This window comes from Bacillus sp. F2HM (assembly GCF_019266135.1).
Taxonomy (GTDB): domain Bacteria; phylum Bacillota; class Bacilli; order Bacillales; family Bacillaceae; genus Bacillus; species Bacillus safensis.
Genome location: NZ_LRMO01000027.1, coordinates 1 through 26,677, shown reverse-complemented (window position 1 = coordinate 26,677; position 26,677 = coordinate 1). Strand labels below are relative to the sequence as shown.

At 43.0% G+C, this 26,677-nt stretch carries 16 protein-coding genes; 7 read left to right on the top strand and 9 right to left on the bottom strand.

Translation table 11 applies throughout. The features are described 5' to 3' along the window. From nirB to AWT60_RS16890, 3 genes are all read right to left on the bottom strand, one after another. Window positions 1–2,412 carry a nitrite reductase large subunit NirB gene (nirB, locus tag AWT60_RS16900; RefSeq protein ID WP_218677520.1) on the bottom strand — a complete coding sequence of 804 codons (2,412 nt, stop codon included), beginning with the start codon at window positions 2,410–2,412 and terminating at the stop codon, window positions 1–3. Between the two features lie 69 nt (window positions 2,413–2,481). Continuing rightward, window positions 2,482–4,641, bottom strand: coding sequence for an assimilatory nitrate reductase catalytic subunit NasC (nasC, locus tag AWT60_RS16895; RefSeq protein WP_218677519.1), 2,160 nt, complete (start codon window positions 4,639–4,641; stop codon window positions 2,482–2,484). Next, window positions 4,638–6,887 (bottom strand): FAD-dependent oxidoreductase, encoded by a 2,250-nt coding sequence (locus tag AWT60_RS16890; RefSeq protein WP_218677518.1) that lies wholly within the window; start codon window positions 6,885–6,887, stop codon window positions 4,638–4,640. Before AWT60_RS16890 ends, nasC begins: the two co-directional genes overlap by 4 nt. A 168-nt stretch (window positions 6,888–7,055) precedes the next feature. On the opposite strand from AWT60_RS16890, the gene AWT60_RS16885 reads away from it, so the two are divergent. Further along, a complete protein-coding gene (locus tag AWT60_RS16885; protein WP_087975922.1) occupies window positions 7,056–8,258 on the top strand; it encodes an MFS transporter in 1,203 nt (400 codons plus the stop codon). Window positions 8,259–8,318: 60 nt separating this feature from the next. On the opposite strand, the gene gltD is transcribed toward AWT60_RS16885, so the two are convergent. Both gltD and gltB read right to left on the bottom strand, forming a co-directional pair. Further along, window positions 8,319–9,803, bottom strand: coding sequence for a glutamate synthase small subunit (gltD, locus tag AWT60_RS16880; RefSeq protein ID WP_202738933.1), 1,485 nt, complete (start codon window positions 9,801–9,803; stop codon window positions 8,319–8,321). A gap of 16 nt (window positions 9,804–9,819) precedes the next feature. Further along, window positions 9,820–14,391: a glutamate synthase large subunit gene (gltB, locus tag AWT60_RS16875; protein ID WP_218677517.1), complete on the bottom strand. Its 4,572-nt coding sequence runs from the start codon at window positions 14,389–14,391 to the stop codon at window positions 9,820–9,822. 153 nt (window positions 14,392–14,544) lie between these two features. On the opposite strand from gltB, the gene gltC reads away from it, so the two are divergent. The 3 genes from gltC (at window position 14,545) to AWT60_RS16860 (ending at window position 19,100) form a co-directional block, all read left to right on the top strand. Then, window positions 14,545–15,447 carry a glutamate biosynthesis transcriptional regulator GltC gene (gltC, locus tag AWT60_RS16870; RefSeq protein WP_034280677.1) on the top strand — a complete coding sequence of 301 codons (903 nt, stop codon included), beginning with the start codon at window positions 14,545–14,547 and terminating at the stop codon, window positions 15,445–15,447. Between the two features lie 94 nt (window positions 15,448–15,541). Next, window positions 15,542–17,278 carry an ABC transporter ATP-binding protein gene (locus AWT60_RS16865; RefSeq protein WP_041085631.1) on the top strand — a complete coding sequence of 579 codons (1,737 nt, stop codon included), beginning with the start codon at window positions 15,542–15,544 and terminating at the stop codon, window positions 17,276–17,278. Then, window positions 17,271–19,100 (top strand): ABC transporter ATP-binding protein, encoded by a 1,830-nt coding sequence (locus AWT60_RS16860; RefSeq protein ID WP_218677516.1) that lies wholly within the window; start codon window positions 17,271–17,273, stop codon window positions 19,098–19,100. The genes AWT60_RS16865 and AWT60_RS16860 overlap by 8 nt, the downstream gene beginning before the upstream one ends. Window positions 19,101–19,149: 49 nt before the next feature. On the opposite strand, the gene AWT60_RS16855 is transcribed toward AWT60_RS16860, so the two are convergent. After that, window positions 19,150–19,977: a MerR family transcriptional regulator gene (locus tag AWT60_RS16855; protein WP_041085635.1), complete on the bottom strand. Its 828-nt coding sequence runs from the start codon at window positions 19,975–19,977 to the stop codon at window positions 19,150–19,152. A gap of 87 nt (window positions 19,978–20,064) precedes the next feature. On the opposite strand from AWT60_RS16855, the gene AWT60_RS16850 reads away from it, so the two are divergent. Continuing rightward, on the top strand, window positions 20,065–20,634 hold the full coding sequence (locus tag AWT60_RS16850) for a GNAT family N-acetyltransferase (RefSeq protein ID WP_075612388.1): 570 nt from the start codon (window positions 20,065–20,067) through the stop codon (window positions 20,632–20,634). A gap of 69 nt (window positions 20,635–20,703) precedes the next feature. Here the strand turns inward: AWT60_RS16850 and AWT60_RS16845 are convergent, their stop codons facing one another. The 3 genes from AWT60_RS16845 to proC are packed head-to-tail and all read right to left on the bottom strand — an operon-like array spanning window position 20,704 to window position 23,934. Continuing rightward, window positions 20,704–21,972, bottom strand: a complete 1,269-nt coding sequence (locus tag AWT60_RS16845) for a glutamate-5-semialdehyde dehydrogenase (protein WP_218677515.1) — start codon at window positions 21,970–21,972, stop codon at window positions 20,704–20,706. A gap of 18 nt (window positions 21,973–21,990) precedes the next feature. Next, complete coding sequence (gene proB / locus AWT60_RS16840; protein WP_041109421.1) at window positions 21,991–23,109, bottom strand: glutamate 5-kinase; 1,119 nt, start codon at window positions 23,107–23,109, stop codon at window positions 21,991–21,993. Window positions 23,110–23,136: 27 nt separating this feature from the next. Next, window positions 23,137–23,934, bottom strand: coding sequence for a pyrroline-5-carboxylate reductase (gene proC / locus AWT60_RS16835; RefSeq protein ID WP_041117669.1), 798 nt, complete (start codon window positions 23,932–23,934; stop codon window positions 23,137–23,139). Between the two features lie 470 nt (window positions 23,935–24,404). Here proC and AWT60_RS16830 point away from each other — a divergent pair, with 470 nt between their 5' ends. Beyond that, window positions 24,405–25,601, top strand: coding sequence for a cytochrome P450 (locus AWT60_RS16830; RefSeq protein ID WP_218677514.1), 1,197 nt, complete (start codon window positions 24,405–24,407; stop codon window positions 25,599–25,601). Between the two features lie 130 nt (window positions 25,602–25,731). Further along, window positions 25,732–26,677: molybdopterin-dependent oxidoreductase (locus tag AWT60_RS16825; protein WP_218677513.1), on the top strand; the 946-nt coding region annotated here is incomplete at its 3' end.

Sequence of the window (26,677 nt, the reverse complement as noted above, 5' to 3'; positions counted from 1 at the left end):
TTATACGGAAGCCGTCGCTTTTTGAAATAATTGTCTCGTGTCTTTTTGACTCTCGCGAAGCTCCTGCCAAGGCTCTTCATATGTTGAAAGCGCAATGTCCATTCTTTCGATTAAGGCTGCTCGTTTTTCATCATCCAGGAGTACTGATTGAATATGATCTAACCCAAGTCGCTCAACCCAAGCAGAGGTTCTTTCTAAATAATTTGCCGTTTCTCTGTAATATTGCAGGTATGCTGCAGCCATTTGCTCTACTTCTTCTGCTGTACTGACCTTCATTAATAAATCTCCAGCCCTCAGGTGTGTGCCGCCATTTCCGCCGGCATACAATTCAAACCCTCCATCAATTCCCACAATACCGAGGTCTTTAATTCCGGACTCTGCACAGTTTCTCGGACAAGCAGAGACGGCCATTTTTACTTTATGCGGTGTCGCAAGACCTTCAAATTTCTTTTCCAGTGCAATTCCTAGAGCCATGGAGTCCTGCGTGCCGAACCTGCAAAATTGTTCTCCAACACATGTTTTAACTGTTCTTAAAGATTTTCCATATGCATAACCCGATGGCATATCTAGATCCGCCCACACTTTTGGTAAATCTTCTTTTTTGACACCTAGAAGGTCAATACGCTGACCGCCAGTCATTTTCACAAGCGGTATTTCATATTTGTCGACGACATCAGCTATTTTCCTCAAGTCATTTGCATTGGTGACGCCGCCGTACATTCGCGGAACAACTGAATAGGTGCCATCGTTTTGAATATTGGCATGCATGCGTTCATTTACAAAGCGTGAGCTCTTTTCATCTTTGTATTCAAGTGGATGAAGCATGCCTAAATAATAATTCAGTGCAGGGCGGCATTTTGAACAGCCCTCTTCTGTATTCCAGTCAAGTACATTCATCACTTCTTTGACATGCTGCAAGCCTTTTTCTTTGATTTCATGAATGACTTCATCGCGTGAAAGAGTAGTGCAGGCGCAGATGGTTTCTTTTTGGGCTGTCCGGCTTGCATCCTCACCTAGCGTATGCCAAAGAATCTCTTCGACAACAGGCTGACAGCCTCCGCAAGATCGTGAGGCACTTGTACATTGCTTGACTTCCTGAAACGTTGTTAAGCCTTCTTTCTGAATGGCTTCCACAATCTGCCCTTTTGACACGCCATTACAGCCGCAAACAATATGGTCGTTTGCCATGCTGTCAATTGTGCTTTCTTGCGCGGGATCATTGGAGGTTAAGACAGATACCTTCTCCATATCCGACATATCTATTCCTTCTTTAATGTACGAGAATAAACGAGGTCCGTCGCTTGTTTCTCCAAACATGACGGCGCCTACTAATCGGTTTTGCTGGAAGACGAGTTTTTGATAGATGCCTTTTTGTTCGTCAAAAATCTTAATCGCTTTTTTCTCATCGTTTTCAATAAAATCACCAGCTGAAAATACATCAACTCCTGATACTTTCAGCTGTGTTGACAGAACAGAGCCTTCATATGGAGCAGGGTTCAAGCCGCATACATGCTTGGCAAGTACAGTCGCTTGATCGTATAAAGGAGCAACTAATCCGTACGTTTGTCCCCTGTGTTCCACACATTCTCCGACGGCATAAATGCCCGGGACACTTGTTTCCATAAAATCATTGACGATAATCCCACGGTTCACTTCAAGCCCGCTTATTTCTGCAAGCATTTTACTTGGTTTAATTCCCGCAGCCATGACGACTAGGTCTGCCTCAAGTCTAGTGCCGTCTGAAAATGATAAACCTTCTACTCTTGTATCTCCTAAAATCTCATTTGTCTGTTTTCCAAGCAGGAATTTCATCCCCTGTTCTTCTAATGCTTTTTGAAGAAGCTGGCCTGCAATAGGGTCAAGCTGGCGTTCCATTAAATGAGAGCCGAGGTGGATGACATTCACTTCCATGCCTAAGTTTAATAGACCGCGTGCTGCTTCAAGTCCAAGGAGTCCGCCTCCGATGACTGCTGCTTTTTTGTACATAGTAGAGGCATTGACCATTTCCTCAGTGTCTTGCAATGTACGAAAAGCCGTCACGCCTTTTTTATCACTCCCTGGAATTGGCAGGATGAATGGAAGTGACCCTGTTGCTAAAATCAATCGGTCATAATGCACGGTCCGTCCTTGATCACTGGTGACTGTTTGGTTCTCTGTATCGATCTTCACTATGGTCTCGTTTGTAAACAGTTGAATATCATGCTTTTGATACCAGTTCCAATCGTTTAACGTAATATCTTCGACCTTCGTATCCCCTTGAAGCACTTTCGATAAAAGAATTCGGTTATAGTTAGGATACGGTTCAGTCCCAAATACCGTCATGTCGAAACGTTCGCCGTCTGTTTTTAAAATGTTTTCAAGGCTTCGAATGCCGGCCATACCGTTCCCCACTAATACGAGTTTTTCTTTCATGATAAAACACCCCTCATGTGATCATTTTTTAGAAAGTACCATAATCTAAACATAGATGGAAAATACATGTTAAAATTTCTCACATAGTTTTTCATTCACGCCGGCTGACAGCTGAACAGGACAATATTTAAAGCCTGGCATTTTACTTTGCGGATCTAGTTGATCATCAATTAATTGATTAATTGATTGATGTTTGCTCCAGTGAAATGGAACAAATACGGTATCTTTTCGAATGGTGTCTGATATGCGGCATCTGATGATGACACTTCCTCTTTTTGACTTGATGGTCACGAGCTCCCCGTGCTGAAGTCCATACGTTTTCGCTGTGTCAGGATGAAGCTCTGCATATGCTTCAAACTGTCTGGCAACAAGAGAGGTGCTCCTTCTTGTTTGAACGCCTGTTTGGTAATGAGCCATCACCCTGCCGGTCGTTAAATAAAGAGGGTATTCTTGACTGACGGGTTCCTTTGCAGCCTTTTTTCCATGTGTGACGACGGCAAACTTCGCTAAACTGTCAGAATGTGAGAATGCATGTTCAAATAATCTTTCAGTTCCCGGATCTTCTAAATGAGTACAAGGCCACCTTATGCCTTGTTCCTTCCTCAGCCTTTCATAGGTTATGCCTGAATAATCAGCCTTTGCACCTTTCGTTACGGCTCTTAATTCCTCAAAGATCTCTTCTGCGGATGAAAAGGAAAAATGGCTGCCTTTGCCTAATACAGCTGCTATTTCACAAATGATTTGCCAATCGTGCTTTCTTTGGTGTTTAAGTGGATATGTTGCTTCTCTAAGCGTAACGCGCCCCTCTATGTTTGTCACGGTACCTTCATCCTCTAAATATGACGAAGTCGGTAAAATTACATCTGCCAGCGCAGCTGTCTCAGACATAAATAAATCAACGGCAACAAAAAAGGACAAGTTCTTGATGGCTTGCTGAACCAAGTGCGCGTTCGGCCCTGATTGGACAGGATTTGAGCACATTAAAAAGAGCGCTTTGATCTCACCTGCCTCCATTTTTTCAAACATCTCAAAAGCAGACACGCCCTTTCCTGGGAGTTCTTTTTCATCAATGTTCCATCGTTCAGCCATTTCTTTTCTGTGAGCAGGATTTGAGATATCTCGATATCCTGGAAGCTGATCTGCTTTTTGCCCATGCTCTCTTGCTCCCTGGCCATTTCCCTGGCCGGTTATTGCGCCATAGCCGCATCCAAAGCGGCCGATCTTCCCGGTAACAAGCAGAATATTCAGGAAATTACGCACAGAGGCTGTACCGTCTATTTGCTGCTCAATGCCTCTTGCTGTAAAAATCATGCCTGTCTTTTCTTGCGCAAATTTCCTTGCTATTTTCTGCATCACATCAATCGTCACGCCGGTTTGCTCAGCAACGTCTGGGAGGGAGATACGTGAGATATGCTCCTTTAGTTTTTGGAAACCTGATGTTCGTTGATGAATAAATGATTCATCGATTAAATGCTCATGCAGCATGATGTGCAATATGCCGTTTGCCAGTGCGGCATCTGACCCTGGTTTTAGGCTGACATGTAAATCGGCTAATTGGGCGGTCGGAGTTTTGCGCGGATCAATGACGATGAGAAATGCGCCATTATTTTTCGCCTCCTCGATGTAGGGCAGGAAGGTTGGCTGACATTCCGCTATATTCGTTCCAACCAATATCAACACTCGTGCATGCTTGATGTCGCTTAGAGGAAAGGTCAGGCCACGGTCAAGTCCGAATGTTTGATTTGCGGCAGTTGCTGCCGAAGACATACATAGTCTGCCGTTATAATCGATGTATTTCGTTTTCAGCGCCACTCTTGCAAATTTCCCGAGTAAGTACGCTTCCTCATTTGTAATTGATGCGCTTCCGTACACACTGATCACATCATGGCCATGCGACAGCTGAAGGGTTTCTATGTTTGTTTTGATTTCTTCGAGAGCCTCCTGCCATGTCGCTTTTACAAATTGTCCGTTTCTTTTGATCAGCGGGTGATTCAGGCGATCTTTATGAAGCGCGTGCTGGTGTGCATGCTGTCCTTTCATACAAAGTCTTCCGTGCGTAGTTGGATTGTGTACACCAATCGTTTGGTAGCGTGTTCGCCCTTCCACATGCTGCTCGATTAACTGCATTTTGCACTGCATACTGCAAAAAGGACATTGGGCTGGGAACACTCGCTTTTGTTCTTCCTGCTTTGATTTTTGCTGGGCATATTGTAAAAAAGATTGACTCATACCTTCACATCCTTATGACTTACTTTTTCTTGTCTGCTTTGGTCAAATTGCGCACAGAGCTCTTCTCTTATTTCCTCATCAAGCAACTTTTCTCGAATAGAAATGTTTCCATGCCGGGACAGCCAATCGCCAATGGATTCTTGAAAGTAAGCATTTTTTCTATACTCTTCAAGCACCGCTTTTAAAAAAGGAATAAGCTCACTTGAATGAGCCAAGGTGTAAAAAAGCTGGCCTCCTAAATAAATATTCCATTCACCCAGCTGCTTCTTCAGGCAGATGTCATCAATTAGAGCAAGTTTACACGTGCAGGAAGCACCAGTGATATGAACAGAGGTGACTGCTGGTAAAAGTGTATCTTCCACTTGTCTTTCCAGCTCCATCACAAGTAAAGTGACAGCTGGATCACTGCAGTCGCATGAAAGGATATGAGATAGTCTTCTTTTCTCATTGGGCATAATTGGCCAATGATTTTTGACGATTTGTGCTGCCTGTTTTGACACACCGATAAGCCGGATTCGTTTATGCTTTGTCAGCTCTGCCTGCTCAATCAGCCTTTTCTCTAACAAAGACGTAATGATTTTCAAAAAATCCAGATCAAGCCGGCCTCCATATAATTGAGGAATCAACATGTCTTCCTGTTCAGCAGCGCCGATTTTTTCCACCGATCCTTGGAATTGCTCGAGATAGTATTGAATGGCCGGCCGGCAGATGCCGCAGCCGTGATTCGTTTTCCATTGAAAATGTCTTCTTATTTCTTCAGCATTCACCTGCTGCTGCTTTTTAATAAACGAAAAAATAGTCTGCTCATCTACTTCTGTACATGGACAAAAAAAGGCCTGCGGTTCCGTTTGTTCATGTGATGATAACTGACAGCAAGCACGGACGAGCTCTTGACACCCGCCGCACCCGGTTGCTGCCCCTGTCTTTTTTTTCACCTCTTCTAAGTTTGTCAGCTGATGAACCGAAATGCTTTTTAAAATCGTCCCTTTTGTAACGGTTTGACATTGGCAGACGAGGTCTTCCATTTTTAATGAATCTAGTGAGGATGCTTGCTTTTCATGAAGGGATTTCATGACCACACTTTTATCACGTCCCACTTTCACATCTTGCAAAAGCTGATCGGCATTCTCCAGCTCTCCGACAAATAAAATACCTGCCAGCGCCTCACGTTCAAAGACGAATTTTTTATATACCTCTTGCTCTTCATCTAAATAAGTCACAGCTGACATAAACGGAGAATGATGTTCAATACATCCAGCAGAATAAATCGGCAAATCAGGTACTTTTAATTTTGTTGAGTAAATGGGCTTGGGTGTATGTGTGATTTTTTCCCCTAAAAGATGCTTAGCGAGCACGCTTGCTTGTTCATAAATGGGCTGAATAAGACCGTGCACCATCCCTTTGTGCTCTGCACATTCTCCAATCGCATAAATATTCGGGATATTGGTCTCCATCACGTCATTGACAACAATGGCTTTTCTCGTGTGTATGCCATGATTCTCTGCAAGCTGTTTATTCGGACGAATACCTGTTGTAAAAACTACAAGATCAGCCTCCACGATGTCGCCATTTTTCAATAGAACGCCTTCTACCCTCTCACCGCCTAAGCATGCAATGGTATGGGCATTTGTTTTCACCTGAATGCCTTTTCGTATGAATTGTCGCTGTAATAATCCGGCTGCTGTTTCATCTAATTGTCGCTGCATGAGCCGCTCCGTATGATGAATAATGGTGGTTTCCAGCCCCGCCATCTGCAGACCAGCTGCTACCTCCACACCAAGCACGCCGCCTCCGATCACTGCTGCTTGTTGATAATGCACCGCATCCGCACAAATGGCCTCATAATCATCAATTGTCCGAAAAGCGTATATCCCTTTTTTGGACACACCTTGAATAGGAAGAAAATTCGGCGATGAACCTGTTGCAATGACGAGCTTGTCGTAGGGAATTTCCCGGCGTGCATCTGTCATGACACACTTTCGATTTGTATCGATATGTACAACTGATTCTCCTTTGTACAATGTGATGTCATGCGCGGTGTACCATTCTTTATCCTTTAGTTCAATTTGAGCTAATGATTCGCTTTTTTGTAAAATCGACGAAAGTTTTATTCGATTGTAGGCAGAGTGCTTCTCTTTTCCAATGACTGTTATGGCGTAATGTTCTGGCTGCTTTTGATTGATCTCTTCGATACATTTCATACTCGCCATGCCGTTTCCGATAAACACAAGTTTGCGTTTTGCCATCTGAAATCAACCTTTCTAAGCCTCTTGCTCGAGCACATTGTATGGATTGATTATGGCACACACTTGTAAAAAAGTGTTTATTCATGTCAATTTTTCTCACATAATACTTTCATTACATAAGTGAACTCGCTATCTTTAAGTCAGAAAATTCAATCGAGGAGGCGTTTTATGAAACTCTCAGAATTAAAATCAAGTGGTCATCCTAAAACATTGTTTGGTTCCTTTTTATATTTCGATGTGAGCTTTATGATCTGGGTTTTGTTAGGAGCGCTGGGTGCTTTTATTGCGCAAGATTTTGCTTTATCAACCGTAGAGAAGGGCATGATTGTGGCCATTCCAATTCTATCTGGTTCTTTTTTTCGGATTGTGCTCGGTTTATTCACCGATCGAATAGGACCTAAAAAGACTGCAGTGATGGGAATGCTTTTAACGACCATTCCGCTCATTTGGGGGTTTATCGCTGGTACAACCCTTTCGGAGCTCGTACTGATTGGAATTTTGCTTGGAGTAGCAGGAGCAAGTTTTGCTGTTGCTTTGCCAATGGCAAGCCGCTGGTATCCTCCTCACTTACAAGGAGTAGCCATGGGGATTGCAGGCGCCGGGAATAGTGGAACACTAATCTCCACCTTATTTGGTCCAAGGCTTGCGGAGATTTACGGGTGGCATGCCGTAATGGGGCTCGCTCTGATTCCGTTAAGTCTTGTCTTTTTGTTTTTTATTTTCACTGCAAAAGATGCACCAAATCAGCCCGCTCCTCAGCCGGTTCGGTCGTACTTTTCAGTATTTCAAGTGAAATCGACATGGTTTTTCTGTTTGCTTTATGCGATCACATTCGGAGGGTTTGTCGGGCTTTCCAGTTTCCTCAGTATTTTCTTTGTAGATCAATATGGGGTTTCGAAGATTCATGCTGGTGATTTTGTGACCCTTTGTGTGGCGGCAGGCAGCTTCTTTCGGCCTGTGGGCGGTCTCATTGCCGATAAAATAGGCGGAATGAAAGTACTGCTTGGATTATTCGGAATCATCGGCATCTGCTTAGGAGGAGTGAGCAGTCTTCCAGCTTTACCTGTGGTCATTGCGCTTTTATTTGTGGGGATGATGTGCCTTGGGATGGGGAATGGCGCTGTTTTTCAGCTGGTGCCTCAAGTATTTCATAAAGAAATTGGGATTGTGACCGGAATTGTTGGGGCTGCTGGAGGCATTGGCGGATTCTTTTTACCTAATATTCTTGGCAGTTTAAAAGAATTGACTGGCTCATATACGTTTGGCTTTTTGACCATTTCCCTTTTTGTTCTTATTGTCTTCCTCTGTTTAGTCGTATCGCAGCTTAAACGTAAAAAAGTGTTGATCAACCATACCATTTCTGAATCATAAAAAGCCATGACCACACGTTGGTCATGGCTTTTCTTTATATTGTAACACCCTTTGTTTGACCTATTTTGGCAGAACCGAACTCCCCATTAAATAACGGTCTACCTCGTGCGCCACTTGTCTGCCTTCATTAATTGCCCAGACAATCAAGCTTTGCCCGCGTCTTGCATCTCCCGCTGCAAATACGCCTTCTACATTTGTTGTATATTCCCCATATTTTGCGTCAATGCGATTGTTTTTGCTGTCCACGCCAAAGTGTTTCACAAGCGGCTGTTCAGTTCCCTCAAAACCAATTGCAATAAAGACGAGCTGAGCAGGCCATACCTTCTCTGTCCCTGGAATCTCATGAAATTCAAACTTCCCTTGTTCGTTTTTCACCTTTTCCATTTGAATGGTATGAAGCTCTTTTAATTTCCCATTTTTATCTGCCACAATTTTTGTGGTTTGAATTGAATATTGACGCGGATCTTCTCCGAATTTTGCTTGTGCTTCTTCATAAGCATAATCCAGCGAGAAGACATAAGGCTGTTCTGGCCACATGTTATCTCCTACACGTGTATCCGGAAGCTTTGGATGCTTCCCGAATTGAACAACACTTTTTGCTTTTTGGCGCAGTGCAGTTGCAACGCAGTCTGCACCTGTATCTCCTCCGCCAATCACAATCACGTCTTTTCCTTTTGCATCAATGAAGTTTTTGTCTTTAAATCCTGAATCAAGCATGCTTTTCGTTGCGAGGGTTAAATAATCCATCGCAAGGTGAATTCCTTTTGCTTCCCGGCCTTCAATCAACAGATCACGCTGCTTTTGTGCACCTGTACAAAGGATAACTGCATCAAACTGCTCTTTCAGTTCATCAGCAGTAATATCCACACCGATTTCTGTGTTCGTTACAAAGTCAATGCCTTCTTGTCTTAGAAGTTTGACTCTTCGCTCGACCACTTCTTTGTCGAGCTTCATATTCGGAATCCCGTATGTCAGCAGTCCGCCAAGGCGGTCAGAACGCTCGAACACTGTGACAGCGTGTCCTGCTTGGTTTAATTGATCAGCACTTGCAAGTCCTGCTGGTCCTGAGCCGACAATGGCAATTTTCTTCCCTGTACGGCTTGAAGGGATTCTTGGTGTGATCCATCCATTTTCAAAACCTTTATCAATGATCGTGCGTTCGATATTTTTAATCGAAACAGCCGGATCATTGATAGCGACTGTACATGACCCTTCACAAGGTGCCGGACATACTCTCCCAGTAAACTCTGGGAAATTATTTGTTTTTTGCAGTCTTTCGAGAGCTTCCCTCCATCTCCCGCGATAGACAAGGTCATTCCACTCTGGAATTAAATTGTAGATCGGGCAGCCAGACACGCCGCCCCTGATCTCCATCCCAATTTGACAAAACGGTGTTCCGCAATCCATACATCTAGCGCCCTGCTTTTTCAATACGTCATCTGTATAAGGAGCTGAATATTCTTTCCAGTCATTTTGACGAGTGAGAGGGTCACGTTCATTTGGCTTTTCTCTTTTATAATCCATAAAACCTGTTGCTTTGCCCATTGTCCTCTCCCCTTTCTTAATGAGCGAGGGCTGCTTTTTGCCCGTTTGCCGTTTCTTGATTTTTCGGTTTTGTGTTTGCTTCAAAGGCATACATCACCGCTTCTTCATGACTGAGGCCCGCTTGTTTTTGTTCTTCAATGCTTTGAAGCATCATTTTGTAATTTCTCGGAATGACTTTGATGAATTGATCCTTTTCTTGCTCCCAGTTTTCAAGAAGTGCTGCTGCTTTTGAGCTGTTTGTATAATCAAGGTGTTCCTTGATCATTTGCTTTACTTCCAGTTCTTCTTCATGATCTGTGAGCTTTTCAAACATGATCATTTCCATATTGCACATTCTTTTAAACTGTTTTGCATCCGATGTATGGATGTAAGCCACACCGCCAGACATACCTGCACCAAAGTTTTTCCCAACGTCTCCTAAAATAACGACACGTCCGCCAGTCATGTATTCACAGCCGTGATCTCCAATTCCTTCAACAACCACATGTACACCTGAATTACGAACAGCAAATCGTTCACCAGCACGCCCGTTAATATAAGCTTTTCCGCTAGTTGCGCCGTAAAATGCAACGTTTCCTACAATGACGTTTTCATGTCCATTTTGTACAAAATGATCAGACGTTTTAACAGCAATTTTGCCTCCTGAGAGTCCTTTGCCGATATAGTCATTTGAATCACCTGTTAAATAGAGAGACATGCCCTTTGGCACAAATGCGCCGAAGCTTTGTCCAGCTGAACCAGTGAATCTGAGTGTGAGCGTATCCTCTGGCAAACCCTCTTCCCCGTAGCGCTTAGACACTTCACTGCCAGTAATGGTTCCGGCCACACGGTTGATATTGCGAATGTTCAATGATAGATCAACCGGTGTTTGATGATTCAGCGCTTCTTGCACATAAGGAAGGATTTCATTCATATCCAGCGATTCGTCAATTTTATGATTTTGCGGTGTTCTGAATGTCCGCGCTCCTTCTGGCTGATAAAGCAGTGTTTCAAGGTTTAGCTGACCTGCTTTCCAGTGAGCTTTTGCTCGTTCACTGACCGCAAGGACATCCGTCCGTCCGATTAATTCATCCATTGATGTAAAGCCGAGTTCCGCTAAGATTTCTCTTACTTCCTCTGCAATAAACATCATGAAGTTCACAATGTGATCGGGGTTCCCCATGAATTTTTTGCGAAGCTCTGGGTTTTGTGTGGCAACACCGACTGGGCAAGTATCTAAATGACATGCTCTCATCATCACGCAGCCCAGCACGACAAGTGGAGCCGTCGCAAAGCCATACTCTTCTGCTCCTAAAATCGCAGCCATCACAACGTCGCGGCCAGTCATTAACTTTCCGTCCGTTTCAAGAACGACTCTCTCGCGAAGACCATTTAACACAAGGGTTTGATGCGCTTCTGCCAATCCAAGCTCCCAAGGAAGCCCTGTGTGTTTAATACTCGTTTTCGGTGAAGCTCCTGTACCGCCGTCATAACCGCTGATGACAATGACGTCCGCAGTTCCTTTTGCTACACCTGCTGCAATCGTGCCAACGCCGGCTTTAGATACAAGCTTGACACTGATGCGTGCATCACGGTTCGCGTTTTTCAAATCATGAATCAGCTGTGCCAAATCCTCAATGGAATAAATATCATGATGCGGCGGTGGTGAAATCAATCCGACACCTGGCGTAGAACCACGTACATCGGCCACCCAAGGATACACTTTATTTCCTGGCAGCTGTCCGCCTTCTCCTGGTTTTGCTCCTTGCGCCATTTTAATTTGCAGTTCATCTGCATTGACCAAGTAATGACTTTTCACACCAAATCGGCCAGAAGCGATTTGTTTAATCGCACTTCTGCGGTCATCACCGTGTTCATCTACTGTAAAGCGGGCAGGATCTTCTCCGCCTTCTCCGCTGTTACTTTTACCGCCAATTCGGTTCATCGCAATCGCAAGTGCCTCATGCGCTTCTTTACTTAAAGATCCAAATGACATGGCACCTGTCTTAAAGCGGCGCACGATGGATTCAGCAGATTCAACCTCTTCCAGACGAACCGGCTTTTGTTTTGGCTGAAATGCAAACAAGTTTCTGAGGAAGCCGATTCTTTCTTCATCCGCTGCTTTTGTATATTGTTTAAATAAATCGTAATCTTCATTACGGCATGCCCACTGGAGCGTATGGATCGTTTTTGGGTTAAAAGCATGATGCTCTCCATTTTTTCTCCACTGGAATTCACTGCCTGATTCAAGTGTCTGGTCAGTTGCTGCTTGATACCCTGCTTCATGGCGAAGTTTTGCCTCATGAGCAATGGTGTCAAGATCAATCCCGCCAAGCTGAGAAGCTGTTCCTGTGAAATACGCTTGAATGACGTCTTCACTAATCCCGACTGCTTCAAAGATTTGCGCGCCTCTATAGCTTTGCACAGTGGAAATCCCCACTTTGGACATGACTTTGACGACACCTTCTGTCACGCTTTTACCAAACTTTGTAACAGCTTCATCAAAGCTGATCGAAATCGCTTCGTCTGCAATCAGCTGTTTGTATGTTTCATAGACAAGGTAAGGATGGATCGCATCTGCCCCGTAGCCAATCAGTGCGGCAAAATGATGGACCTCTCTCACCTCTCCAGATTCAACGATCAGACTGACCTTTGTCCGCAGACCTTGACGCACAAGGTGCTGATGTAGTGCACTTAGCGCAAGAAGTGGTGGAATCGGTACTTTTTGTTCTGTCATTTCACGATCTGAAAGGATTAATAAAGAGACGCCTTCTCTAATCGCTTTTTCCGCCTCTTCAAACATCGCATCCAGTCCGCGCTTTAAATCATCGGTGAAAAGTGTATGAATGGTTTTGCTTTTAAAGGCATTATGAACAATCGTTTTCAAGCCGTTAAATTGGCCGCTCGTTAAGACCGGTGTATAAAGTTTAATTCTTCGGCATGAATATTCATTCGGATGTAAAATATCGCCTTCGGCTCCTAACCAAGTCATGGTTGATGTCACTAGCTGCTCACGAATGGCATCAATCGGCGGGTTCGTGACCTGTGCGAACAACTGCTTGAAATAAGAAAACAGAGACTGCGCACGATCTGATAACACAGCAAGCGGTGTGTCACTTCCCATTGAACCAATTGGGTCCTTGCCTTCCTCTAGTAAAGGAATTAAATACTTTTGAATGTCCTCGTACGTATAATGGAACGCACGCTGACGTGTCAACAAATCATCCATTATACTAGAATTTTCTGAATTTTCTTCCGAGCGATTGACGTGAACCATTTCTTCATCGAGCCATTTTTGATAAGGAAGTTCATTCGCAATGGTCGATTTCACTTCTTCGTCAGAAATAATTCGTCCTTCTTCTAAATCAATGAGCAGCATTTTACCAGGCTCAAGACGATCTTTGTACTTAACATCTTCTTCATTTGTGTCAATTACACCAACCTCAGAAGAGAAAATGATATGATCATCATTTGTGACATAGTACCTTGCCGGTCTTAATCCGTTTCGGTCTAAGATGGCCCCGATTTGTTTACCGTCCGTAAAGGAAATCGCTGTTGGTCCATCCCACGGCTCCATGAGAGAACTATGGTATTCATAAAATGCCCGTTTCTCTTTCGACATGTGCGTGTTTTCCGTCCAAGGCTCAGGAATCAGCATCATTGCTGTATGAGCAGGTGTACGGCCTGCAAGCACAAAGAATTCAAAGGCATTGTCTAAAATGGATGAATCACTTCCGTCTGCATTCAGCACTGGCAAAATCTTGTCTAAATCGTCTCCGAAGGCTTCAGATACGAATTGTTGTTCTCTTGCTCTCATCCAATTGATGTTTCCTCTTAATGTGTTGATTTCTCCGTTGTGAATTAAATAGCGGTTTGGATGGGCTCTTTCCCATGTAGGAAATGTATTTGTACTAAATCTTGAATGAACAAGTGAAAATGCAGAAACAAATGTTTCATCCTGTAGATCAAGATAAAAAGCATCGACTTGATCTGATGTTAAAAGCCCCTTGTATACGATGGTTTGACTCGACAGGCTGACAAAATAAAATTGTTTTTCCTCTTTTGTTCCCCAGTTCTCAGCCTGTTTACGGATGACATATAATTTTCTTTCAAATGACAAACGGTCTGTAATGTTGTCGTTTGCTCCGATAAAGACCTGTCTCACAACCGGACAGCTCTTCGCTGCGACAGTACCAATTTTCCCGGCATCGACAGGAACCGTTCTCCAGCCAATTAATGTTTGGCCTTCTTGTTTAATGAACCCGTTGATTTTCTGTTCGATGGCTTGACGCGTTTTTTCGTCATCATCTTTTGAAAAGAAGACCATTCCTACCCCGTAACGGCCTTTTTCAGGAAGTGCAAATTCTTTGCAGTTCTTTCTAAAGAAAGCGTCTGGCAGCTGTACCATTAAACCGGCACCATCACCTGTATACGGATCACTGCCTTGCCCGCCGCGATGATCAAGCTGGCACAGCATTTGTAATCCCTTTTTGACGATGCTATGTGTCGCCTCCCCTTTTAAATGGGCGTACAGTCCGATTCCACATGCATCATGTTCAAATTCAGGACGGTAGAGACCTTGTGGTTGTGGTAGTTGATTATAAGTCATCGTTTCTCTCCCCCGTTTAAAAGATCCGTTTTTTCACAGTAATAAAATCTCACAAACTCTGTAACTTATTTTAAGTTTTCAAATTGATATAAACAATATATAATTTAGATCAAAACAATCTCTTTTTGAGATAGATAGGTGTGAAGTGCATAAATGGAGCTTCGTCAGTTACGTTATTTTGTAGAAGTCGCAGACCGTGAACACGTGTCAGAAGCGGCTGAAAACTTACATGTTGCCCAATCTGCCATCAGCCGGCAGATTGCGAATTTAGAAGAAGAACTTGGAGTGGCCTTATTTGAACGAGAGGGACGAAATATCAAATTAACGAAGATCGGCAGACAATTTTTAGATCATGTCAGAACTGCACTCAAAGCCATTGATTATGCGAAAGAGCAAATTGATGAATACTTAGATCCGCACAAAGGAACAGTGAATATTGGCTTTCCTACAAGTCTAGCAAGCCAAGTACTCCCTTCTGTCATCTCCGCCTTTAAGCAGGAATATCCAGAGGTCGATTTTTTACTTCGTCAAGGATCCTATAAATTTCTCATTGAAGCGGTCAAAAACCGAGATATCGATCTCGCCTTTTTAGGACCCGTACCGACAAACGATTCTCAAATAGAAGGAAATATTTTGTTTTCCGAAAGCATTTATGCCCTTTTACCGGTTAGCCACCCCTTTAGCGGACAAAGGAGTATTCATTTAAGTGATCTAAGAAAGGATCATTTCGTGTTATTTCCTGAAGGGTATGTGCTGAGACAAATTGCGGTTGATGCTTGCAAGCAGGCAGGCTATGAACCTACCATTTCATCTGAAGGAGAAGATTTGGATGCCATTAAAGGCCTCGTTTCGGCAGGTATGGGCGTTACTTTATTACCCGAAAGTGCCTTTTATGAAACAACACCGCGATTTACAGTGAAAATTCCGATCGATTTCCCTCAAGTGAGACGAACGGTTGGCATTATTGCATCTAAAACGCGAGAAATGTCTCCTTCTGCCCATGATTTTTATGTGTTTGTGAAGGATTTCTTTTCTAAAATTGAACAATATAAATAATTCACTAAAACAAGACATTTCATTTGTAGAAATAATCCCTCTTTGTATATGATGAGTTACAGAACAAAAGACTATATGGAAGAAAGGTATTCGTATGAAATCAATTTTATCATTTTTAAAGCCTTATCGGCTGTCCGTTGTGTCCATTGTCATTCTCACCTTTTTAAGCAGTATGCTCCAGCTGTATTTACCGACGTTAACAGCAGATATCGTTGATGTCGGTATCGTCCAAGGAGATATTGCTTACATATGGAAGGTTGGCGGCTGGATGGTGGCATGTTCTTTACTCGCCATTTTGCTCACCATTTGGAAGTCTTACTTGTCATCAAAGACAGCTCTTGGCTTCGGCCGTGATATGAGAAGACAGCTGTTTGTGCATGTCGAACAATTTTCATTAGAAGAATTTCAAAAGATCGGCACGTCTTCCTTTATTACTAGATCAACAAATGATGTGAAACAAGTCCAAGATGTGACGATCATGATTTTACAAATGATGACGCGGGCCCCGCTTATGCTTGTGGGCGGAATTATTTTGGCTGTTTCCAGGGATGCTGTCCTGTCTCTTATCTTTTTAGCAGCCCTCCCCCTTCTTGGAGGATTTATCTATTTAGTGTCAAGAAAAGCCATTCCGCTATTTGGCCAGCTTCAGAAAAAAACAGACCGGCTGAATTTAATTATGCGAGAATCTCTTTCAGGCATCCGGGTCATTCGTGCATTTAACCGTGTAGATGATGAAAAGGAGCGATTCCAAGAAGCTAACACGTCCTATAAGGATACTGGCCTTAGAGTCAACCGATTAATGGCTTACTTGTTTCCATTTATGCTGATCATCATGAACTTCACGAATATCGGTATTGTCTGGCTTGGTGCAAACCGAATTGATGCCGGAGAAATGGAAGTTGGTAATCTCATTGCCTTCATTCAATATGCGATGATGATTTTAATGGCACTGATTATGCTGTCGATGAGCTTTATTATGGTCCCAAGAGCACAAGCATCAGCTAAACGTATGAATGAAGTGTTAAACATGGAACCAAAGATTAAAGACAAAGAAGAGTCTATGACTGAGCTTCACGAGCCCGCCCACTCCATTCGCTTTGACGATGTGTCATTTTATTACTCAAATGCAGAGAAACCGGCCGTTCAAAACATCACGTTTGAAGCCAAAACTGGCGAAACAACAGCCATTATCGGAAGTACGGGTTCTGGGAAAACTACCCTTCTCCAGCTGATGACGCGTTTTTATGAAGTGACAGAGGGCCGGATTACATTAGATGGTGTAGACATTAGAGAGCTGCCTCAGGAGAAACTGAGAAACCAAATGGGCTATGTCTCTCAAAAAGCTGTTTTATTCAGCGGAACCATTGCCGACAATGTGCGTTTTGGCAAGCAGGATGCAAGCGATGAAGACGTCTGGCAGGCGCTGCGAACCGCGCAGGCCGAAGAATTTGTTTTGCAAAAAGATGGCGGAATTGAAGGAGAAATTGATCAAGGTGGTTCCAATCTATCCGGCGGCCAAAAACAGCGGCTTTCCATTGCAAGGGCGCTAGTGCGAAAACCATCATTCTATCTGTTTGACGATAGCTTTTCAGCACTTGATTACAAAACAGATGCCAAGCTGCGGGCATCATTAGAAGCAGAAAAAGCACATGCAGCCCTCATCATTGTCGCACAACGAATCAGCACAGTGAAGCATAGTGATAAAATCATTGTACTTGATGAAGGAAAAATCGCAGGTATCGGAACACATGAACAATTAATAAAGGATAATCTTGTGTACCAAGAGATTGTCGCATCACAGGAAGGTCAGGAGGTGAGCGAGGATGAGTAAGAAAATGTCTTCCGGCATGGGCCATAAAGGCGCCCACCCTAAAGGGCCAGCCGCAAAACCGAAGGAATTTAAGAAAACACTGCTTCGGTTGACAGGCTATTTAAAACCAAGAAAATTTCAGCTGATCATCGTCTTTATTGCAGCAATTGGTTCAACTGTCTTTAATGTCATTAGTCCAAAGCTGCTTGGGGATGCCACCTCTTCCCTATTTGACAGCTTTACGAATGGAACAGCTGTTCAATTTGATGTCATTTCACGAATACTTTTGCTGCTTGTCGTCCTGTACGTAGTTGCTTCTCTCTTTTCATTCGTTCAACAATATATCATGGCCGGTGTCTCTCAACAGACCATTGCTGAATTACGCCAAGAAGCAAATGACAAGCTCACACGTCTCCCCCTTCGTTATTTTGATAAAACAACCCACGGGGACACACTAAGCCGTGTGATGAATGATATCGATAATATTAATACATCGCTTCAGCAGGCGCTCACCCAAGTGATTACATCTGTTATTACAGTGATTGGAATTGTCGTGATGATGCTTTTCATCAGTCCCTTACTTACGTTGCTTGTTTGTTTGACGCTGCCACTCAGCCTGTTTGCGATTCGCGGCATTACGTCATTTTCTCAAAAGCATTTTAAAGCGCAGCAAAAAGAGCTTGGGACGATCAATGGCCATATTAATGAGATGTTTACAGGACATCAGACAGTTCGTGCGTATGGCTACGAAAAGAAAGCGATCGGTACATTTGATCAGTTAAATGAAAAGCTGTATGAATCCTCAAGGAAAGCGCAGTTCATTTCTGGTTTAATGATGCCAATGATGACCTTTATCGGGAACCTTGGCTATGTGGCAGTCAGTGTAGCCGGCGGGATTCTTGTCATTAACGGGAATATTCGTGTCGGGGATGTTCAGGCGTTTATACAATACACCCAGCAAATGTCTCAGCCGCTTGTGCAAGCATCAAGTGTCGCAAACTTAGTTCAATCAGCGATCGCTTCTGCTGAAAGGGTCTTTGAAATCCTCGATGAGGAAGAAGAAAGTACCGAAGAAGATGCGGCGATTGATCTTGCTTCACTCTCAGGTGATGTGAGCTTTGAACAAGTTCAATTCGGATATGAAAAAGATCATCCAATTATTAAAGATCTTAATTTAGATGTGCAAGAAGGACAAACAGTTGCCATTGTCGGACCAACAGGCGCAGGAAAAACAACCATCATCAATCTTTTAATGCGTTTTTACGAGCTAGATCAAGGCTCCATACGCATTGGCGGTGTCAAAACAACTGATCTCAGCCGTCAGCAAGTACGAGAATTATTTGCGATGGTTCTTCAGGATACGTGGCTCTTTGAAGGAACGATTTACGACAACATTGCCTATGGCAAGCAGCACGTTTCCAAAGAGGATGTCATCAAAGCCGCCAAACATGCCTATGCGGATGATTTTATCCGCACGCTTCCAGATGGATATGATACACTCTTAAAAGAAGATGCCGGCAACCTGTCACAAGGTCAACGCCAGCTGTTAACCATCGCCCGTGCCATTTTATCTGATCCAAAGATCTTGATATTAGATGAAGCAACAAGCAGTGTGGATACACGGACAGAGATGCATATTCAAAAAGCAATGAATGAATTGATGAAAGGCAGAACGAGCTTCGTGATTGCACACAGACTTTCAACAATTAAGGATGCAGACCTCATTTTAGTCATGAAGGATGGAAGCATCATTGAAAAAGGATCGCACAGCGAACTTTTAAAACAAAAAGGCTTCTATGCAGATTTATATATGAGTCAATTTGCCGAAAATCAAGTTGGTTAACATCAAAAAAGAGGGTAAACACGCATGTCACATGCTGTCTACCCTCTTTTCAATTGTTATCTGCTCGCTTCTTCACTTTTACACTGAGCTTCGTTATATACTCTGCTTCATCTTTAGACATGAGCGAATGAAGTAAATACTCCTCAAATACATCTCCATCCAGCAACATGCCCTCTTTCTCGATTTCATCTAATAAATGCGAATAAGCAGACTCAATCTCATCATATGTTCCTTGATCATATATCACCGCATAGATCCCACCAGGTTTTTTCACTGCCCCCGGTCCATCCATTCGGCAGAACAGTTGATCTGACTGATGATAGTGGCGCTTACGAAACTGTTCCTTTTTTAAGACAGAACCATTTGCCGCAGCCCCTTTTATGCCAACTTCCTTTAGAAATTCCCCTACAATTCGTGATATTTCTTCTACAGGTGTATTTAAATCGATCGGGTTTGAAGCACTTAGTATGACTGGTTCTTCTGGCAGCTCTTGAAACAGGACCTCTCCTATTTTCACAGTTGATAATTCATGCGTTGTCTCGATCACCCGCATAAGAAAAGCTTGGATATCTTGCAGCTTTTCAATCTCTTGTTTGACCCTTTCTACTTGGTCGGCCGCTAGGCTTTGCAGTCTTTCGCGGGAAGGTTCTGTGAAATATTGTTTTAACTCTTTGATCGGAAATTGAACAGCTCGCAAGGATTGAATCGCAATAAAATGGTCAAATTGCTCAAGTGTATAGTAACGGTATCCATTTTCATGAACACCAGCCGGCTTAAATAAATCGATTTTATCATAATACAGAAGCGTATCTTTTTTTACATCAAATAGCTTGGCAAATTCTCCAGTGAAAAACGTTTTTTGCACATCATTGATCATGATGAAGGCTCCTTTCTTGACTATGGAGTAACTCCATACTTTATCATAACATGCAGAAACACCACTACGCAGGGAAAGGATAAGAAAATGAACAAAATAACTCAACATGAAGTGACATTAGCACAAGCAAATAAAGAGGATTTCCCTTCTATGAAAAAAGAGCTTCAGAAAGCTTTTACAGCTGGCGTGATCGACGCATTTGGCGATGCGCAGGATGGACCGATTCCGCCAGATGCAGTAATTGATGAATCTTTTTATTCGAATGAACACATTGTTTATCATATTATGCTAAATGGTGAAAAGGCAGGCGGTGTTGTCATCAAAATCAACCAAGAGACACATCACAACTCGGTTGATTTGCTATACATCTCCTCATCCTCTCACGGCCGCGGCATTGGTCAGGCAGCATGGAAAGCCATTGAGGCGCAATATCCAGAAACGATTGTATGGGAGGTTGTGACTCCTTATTTTGAAAAACGTAACATTCATTTCTATGTCAACAAGTGCGGCTTTCAAATAGTTGAATTTTATCACTTACACCATCCAGATCCAAACGCACCTTGTGAAGCAGATCAAGGCAATGAGCCTTTAGCATCTGAGGAATTTGAATTTTTTAAATTTGAGAAAGTCATGAAGAAAAACTGTTCAAACGTATGATAACGTGTATTTCTTTAAGATAAAGTTAAAAACACTACCCATAAAAAGGTAGTGCTTCTTAAATCTTTTCTAGCTTCTAATCTGACCGTCGCCACATAGAAGTAGCTTAGTTGTCGTGAGTGCAGGAAGTCCCATTGGACCTCTTGCGTGCAGTTTTTGAGTAGAGATGCCGATTTCAGCTCCATAGCCAAGTGCGCCGCCGTCTGTAAAGCGAGTCGATGCGTTATGATAAACAGCCGCCGCATCGACTTCGTTTAGAAACGTGAGTGCATTTTTTTCATCTTCTGTCACAATGGCTTCTGAATGCTTTGTGCCGTACTGATCGATATGGCTGATCGCTTCCTCGATTGAATCGACTACCTTTACCGCAAGATCAAGACTTAAATACTCATCTGTCCAATCCACTTCCCCAGCAGGAACCGCGTTTGAAAAGTAAGACTCTGCTGCCTGATCGCCATGTACAGTGACACGGTGCTCCTGCAAAGCTTCATTTAATGAGACTGCATTTTCTTTCAGCCAATCGCGATGAATAATCAGCGTCTCAAGTGCATTACATACAGCCGGACGATTCGTTTTCGCATTGATCACAATCTCAATAGCTTTTTTCACATTCGCGGTTTGATCAATAAAGATATGGCAGTTTCCTGTCCCTGTTTCAAGCACTGGAATAGTGGATTCCTCCACCACTGTTTTGATTAAGGAAGCTCCGCCTCGCGGAATTAACACATCGATCCATTCTTTAAGTTGAAACATCGCCTGAACCGATGAACGGTCTGTTTGTTCAATCAATTGCACCGCATCACGAGGAATTGTTGTTTGATCCAATGCTTCATGAATCACACTGACAATGGCTTTGTTGGAAGAAATAGCGGAGGAACCGCCTTTTAAAATCACTGAGTTGCCTGCCTTTAAGGCAAGGCCTGCTGCATCGACAGTGACGTTCGGTCTCGCTTCATAGATCATCCCGATCACGCCGAGCGGTACTCTTCGGCTTTTTACGTGTAAGCCGTTATCAAGAGTCCATTCATCCAATATTTCTCCAACAGGATCTGTTAATCTCGTCACGAGCCGCAAACTTTCAGCAAACTCATGAATTCTTTCTTCGTTTAACAGTAATCGATCCAAGAGTGCCTCTGAGAAGCCTTTTTCTTTCCCAGCATTTAAATCTTTTTGATTCTCCTGTAAAATGAAGCGGCTGTTTTGCTCTAATGCTTCTGCCATTTTAAGAAGCGCGTCATTCTTTTCCTCTGTTTGAAGTAAACTTAGTTTTTTTGAAACATGCTTTGCTTTTTTCGCTTTTTCTTTGACCGTTGTGACAACTTCAGCTGTCAGTGTCATGGAATTCCTCCCTTTTGGTTAACAAACTGGAATCGATAAATCTAAATGACAAACAAATGCTTCAAGATCGACGACATGCACGATTTCATCTTGTAACAAGTCACTCTTACGGGCGAGTTCATCTGACGCATAATTCACAATACCAAGCCCTATTTCTCTTCCATCTTGATCTAAAATACGGACCACATCGCCTTTTTTAAACGAACCTTTCACATTGACAATCCCATCAGAATCAAGGCTTCCCTCTCGGTGCATGAGGAATTCCTGTGTTTTCTCTTGAACCACGATCTCACCCTTTGGTCCAGAATGAAAGGCAATCCACTGCTTCTTATAGTTGAGCGGCGCTACATTTTCGTCAGCGGTAAAATAAGTGCCGTCCTCTGTCCCATTGATCGCTTTGTCTAAAATGCCAGGCGTATCTGCTTTTCCTAAAAAGCCGTTGATCCCTGCGGCCATTGATATTTTAAAGGCATCGAGCTTTGATTTCATTCCGCCTGTACCTACGCTGCTGCCTGCGTCTCCAGCAGCTGCTTCGATGTCTTCTGTGATGTCTGTCACTTCGAGAATTCTCTTCGCATTTGGATTAGTATGAGGATTATCTTCATACAAGCCATCAATATCAGATAAAATGGCAAGGAAATCCGCATCAATGAGTCCAGCTACTTTTGCAGACAATGTATCGTTGTCTCCAAACTTCAACCGATTGATCGTCACTGTATCATTCTCATTAATAATTGGGATGATGCCTCGATCCAATAACACGTTCATTGTGTTACGCACATTTTGATAGCGCGTTTCATCAGAAAAATCACTTCTTGTGATTAAGAGCTGTGAGGCAATATAACCGTGTGATAAAAATAAAGTAGAATATGATTCCATTAAAAGCCCTTGCCCAATTGAGGCAGATGCCTGCTTTTCCGGCAGTGTTTTGGGTCTATCAATAAATCCTAGTTTTCGGTAACCAGCTGCAACCGCACCAGATGAAACCAAAATGACTTCGTGTCCTTCATCTTTGAGTTTCACAATTTGATTGACGAGGTTTTCTAGTTTTTTCAAACTAATCTCACCTTGAAAGCTAGTAAGAGAGCTGCTTCCGATTTTCACAACAATTCGTTTTCTCTCTTTATCTGCGTACACCTAATCACTCCTGTACCTGAGCTCTATTTATATAGATACTTTTTGTTTTTGCTGATTGCTTATCTCTTTTGATCGATTGGCGGCATGTTTGACAGCCTGCTTGATCGCTTCTCCTCCGCCAAAATCATCTAATGCATTGAGTCCTGCAGCAGTTGTTCCATTTGGTGACGTAATTTTCTCTCTTAAGACAGAAGGATTTTCCTCTGTTTCTTGCAGCATTTTTGCCGCACCGAGGAGTGTCTGCGCGCCAATTTGGCGAGACAATTCCTTTGATAAACCTGCCTCTTCTCCTGCTTCTTCGATTCTTTCCATTAAGAAATAAAAGTAGGCGGGTCCGCTTCCAGCAATTCCAGTGAAAATATCCATTTGCTCTTCCTGAATGGTATAGACTTCGCCCATTTCAGATAAAAGAGCCTGGCTTATACTCATATGGTCGTTTTTCACGTAACGTCCAGCAGATAAAGCAGTCGCTGATGCCCCGATCGTACTTGAGGTATTTGGCATAACCCTCATAACAGGCTGGCCTTCATGCAGCATGTCTTCAATATACGATAGCTTAACACCTGCAAGGACAGACATGATGAGCTGATCTGGCTGAATACGAGGTTTTAATGATTCAAGTGCTGCTTCAGCATCCTTTGGCTTCATGGCCAGGATCAACATATCCATTTCTTCAAAAGGAAATGAATCCATTGCGGCTGTTTGGATTCCGTATCGTTTCGTTAGTTCATTCAATCGAAGTTGATTTTGTCTGTTTGTTGCGTAAATTTGGCCTAGCGGCATCTGTCCTGATCGCACAATCCCTGCAATCATTCCTTCCGCCATAGAACCTGCTCCAATGAAAGCAACTTTCTTTTGATCAATGATATTGATCCTCTCCCTTGTTCGCTTTTTGTTCGTGTTTTTCGCACGTTAGTAATCGTAACATGATGAGAAATCGTGTCAAGAAAGAGCCAGCGCTTTTCAAAAGTCCCGAATGCATGGCCGGCAGCTTGCTGCAAGTATGTTAGCCGTGTTTTTCAAATACAGTAATTTAGATCAAAAGAACTATGAGCATTTGAATCATAGGACCCTTTCGTTCGACTTGATTCACCATTTTATTTTTGGTTTCGGTGACTTCAATTCTATTTTTTAGAAAGCGCTATCATTTTAATGACTTTCTATTTTCCTATATGGTGAATGTGCTTGAATCTTTCGATTAGACTATTGACATATTTTAGAAAACATGTCCGTTGAAATGATATTTTACTGGTGATACCGTGAAAGAGAAATCATGTGAAAAAGGAGCGTTCATAATGAAAGTGAAAGAAAACTATGTCAATGTGATTCCAATGAAAGAAATCCGTTCTACCGATGACCTTCTTTTCCCATTCCCTATTTACAATGAGCTGCGTGCAGAGAGTGATATTAGATATGATGAGACAAGAAAGTGCTGGGATCTCTTTCGATATGCGGATATCCAGTCTGTTCTAAAGCAGCCTAAAGTGTTCTCTTCACAGCGAGGAAGAAGCACGTCTAAAACAAGTATTTTAACGATGGATCCTCCAAAACATACAAAGATGAGAGCGCTTGTGAATAAAGCATTCACCCCAAAAGCGATCAAGCAATTAGAAGATAAGATCAAAGACCTGACACATGATCTATTAAATCAAGTCAAGGATCAACGTACGTTTGATATTGTGCAAGATTTAGCAGCTCCCCTTCCAGTGATGATTATTGCTGAGCTTCTCGGTGCAGAGGTGCAGGACAGAGAGCTGATTAAAAAACATTCTGATGCCCTTGTGGCAGGTGCTAAGGATGAATCAAAAGAAGCCATTCAGGCTGTAGTAGATATGCAGAAACGTGCTGAAGAGGAGCTGTCCGTTTATTTTGCTCATTTGATCAAAAAAAGAAAAGAAACACCTGCCAATGACTTGATCTCGCTTCTCATTCAAGCGGAAATCGATGGAGAGCGTTTAACCGAGAATGAACTGCTTGGCTTTTGTATTCTATTACTCGTTGCAGGCAATGAGACAACGACCAATTTAATAACCAATGCCGTACGACTACTGACAGAGCAGCCGCATATTGCTGAATCAGTTCGGCAGGACCCCTCTCTTATTCCTCAATTGACTGAGGAAACGCTGCGGTATTATCCGCCTGTTCAAGCCATTGGCCGAATCGCCGCAGAGGATGTTGAAATTGCAGGCGCGCACATTGAAAAAGGAGACTACCTCATCAGCTGGGTTGCATCAGCAAATCGGGATGAACAGAAGTTTGAAGATCCAGACACGTTCCGGCTTGACCGGAAATCAAATCCGCATATGAGCTTTGGGTTTGGCATTCATTTTTGTCTCGGTGCCCCGCTTGCCCGGCTTGAAAGCAACATTGCGCTTGACGTTTTACTCCATACGTTTCAAGACATCACCTGCGTGGCAGATCAGCTAAAACCTATACAAAGCACGTTTGTTTTTGGGGTAAAAGAATTTCCTGTACAAGTCACCCGTTATTAAAAGTCCCTTTTCAGGGGCTTTTTTTCATTTTCTTCAATTCATCATCTCTTTCTTACCTTCCTTCTCCGAACATGCTAAAATAAAATCCATACAAAGTGATAACGGAATGCAGAAAGGAAGCCGAAAACTCATGACCGATTATACAGCGATGAAAGACGGAATATTCAAATCAGTTTGTTCGTTAGATTGCCCGGATCAGTGCGGTCTTTTAATACATAAAGAAAATGGAAAGATCGTGAAAGTGCAGGGAGATCCGGACCACCCTGTCACACAAGGAAACATATGCAACAAAGTGCGTAATGTCACAGCCCGTTTATATGATGAAAAAAGACTGACCACTCCTTTAAAACGTGTTGGCCAAAAAGGCGAAGGTCAGTTTGCACCGATTACGTGGGAAGAAGCCATTGAAACCATTCGGCAAAAATGGACAAAGCTGATCGAAGAAAAAGGACCAGAAAGCATTCTGCCTTACAGCTTCTATGGAAACATGGGCAATCTCAACGCAGAAGGAATGGACCGCCGCTTTTTTTATCGTCTTGGTTCAAGTCAGTTAGACCGAACGATCTGTCAGTCTGCGGGAACGACTGGCTATAAATATACAATGGGTGCAAGCATTGGGACAGATCCTGAAGACACCATTCATACGAAACTATTTATCTTTTGGGGCATCAATGCCGTATCGACCAATATGCACCAAATTACCTTGGCACAAAAAGCACGAAAGCAAGGAGCGAAGATTGTTGTAATTGATGTTCACAAGAACCAAACCGGCCGGATGGCAGATTGGTTTATTCCGCTTCGGCCTGGTACTGACAGTGCGCTTGCCCTTGGCATCATGCACGTCCTTTTTAAAGAGGAACGTACAGATGAAGCCTTTTTAGAGGCTTACACGGTCGGCCATAAGGAGCTGCGCGAGCATGTAAAGCAGTATGATCCAGACACAGTTGAGCGCATCACAGGTGTCCCGAGGGATGACATCATTACACTTGCGAGAATGTACGCTGAGACATCACCCTCTCTCATTCGCATTGGGAATGGTTTACAGCACCATGATAATGGCGGGATGAGTATTAGAA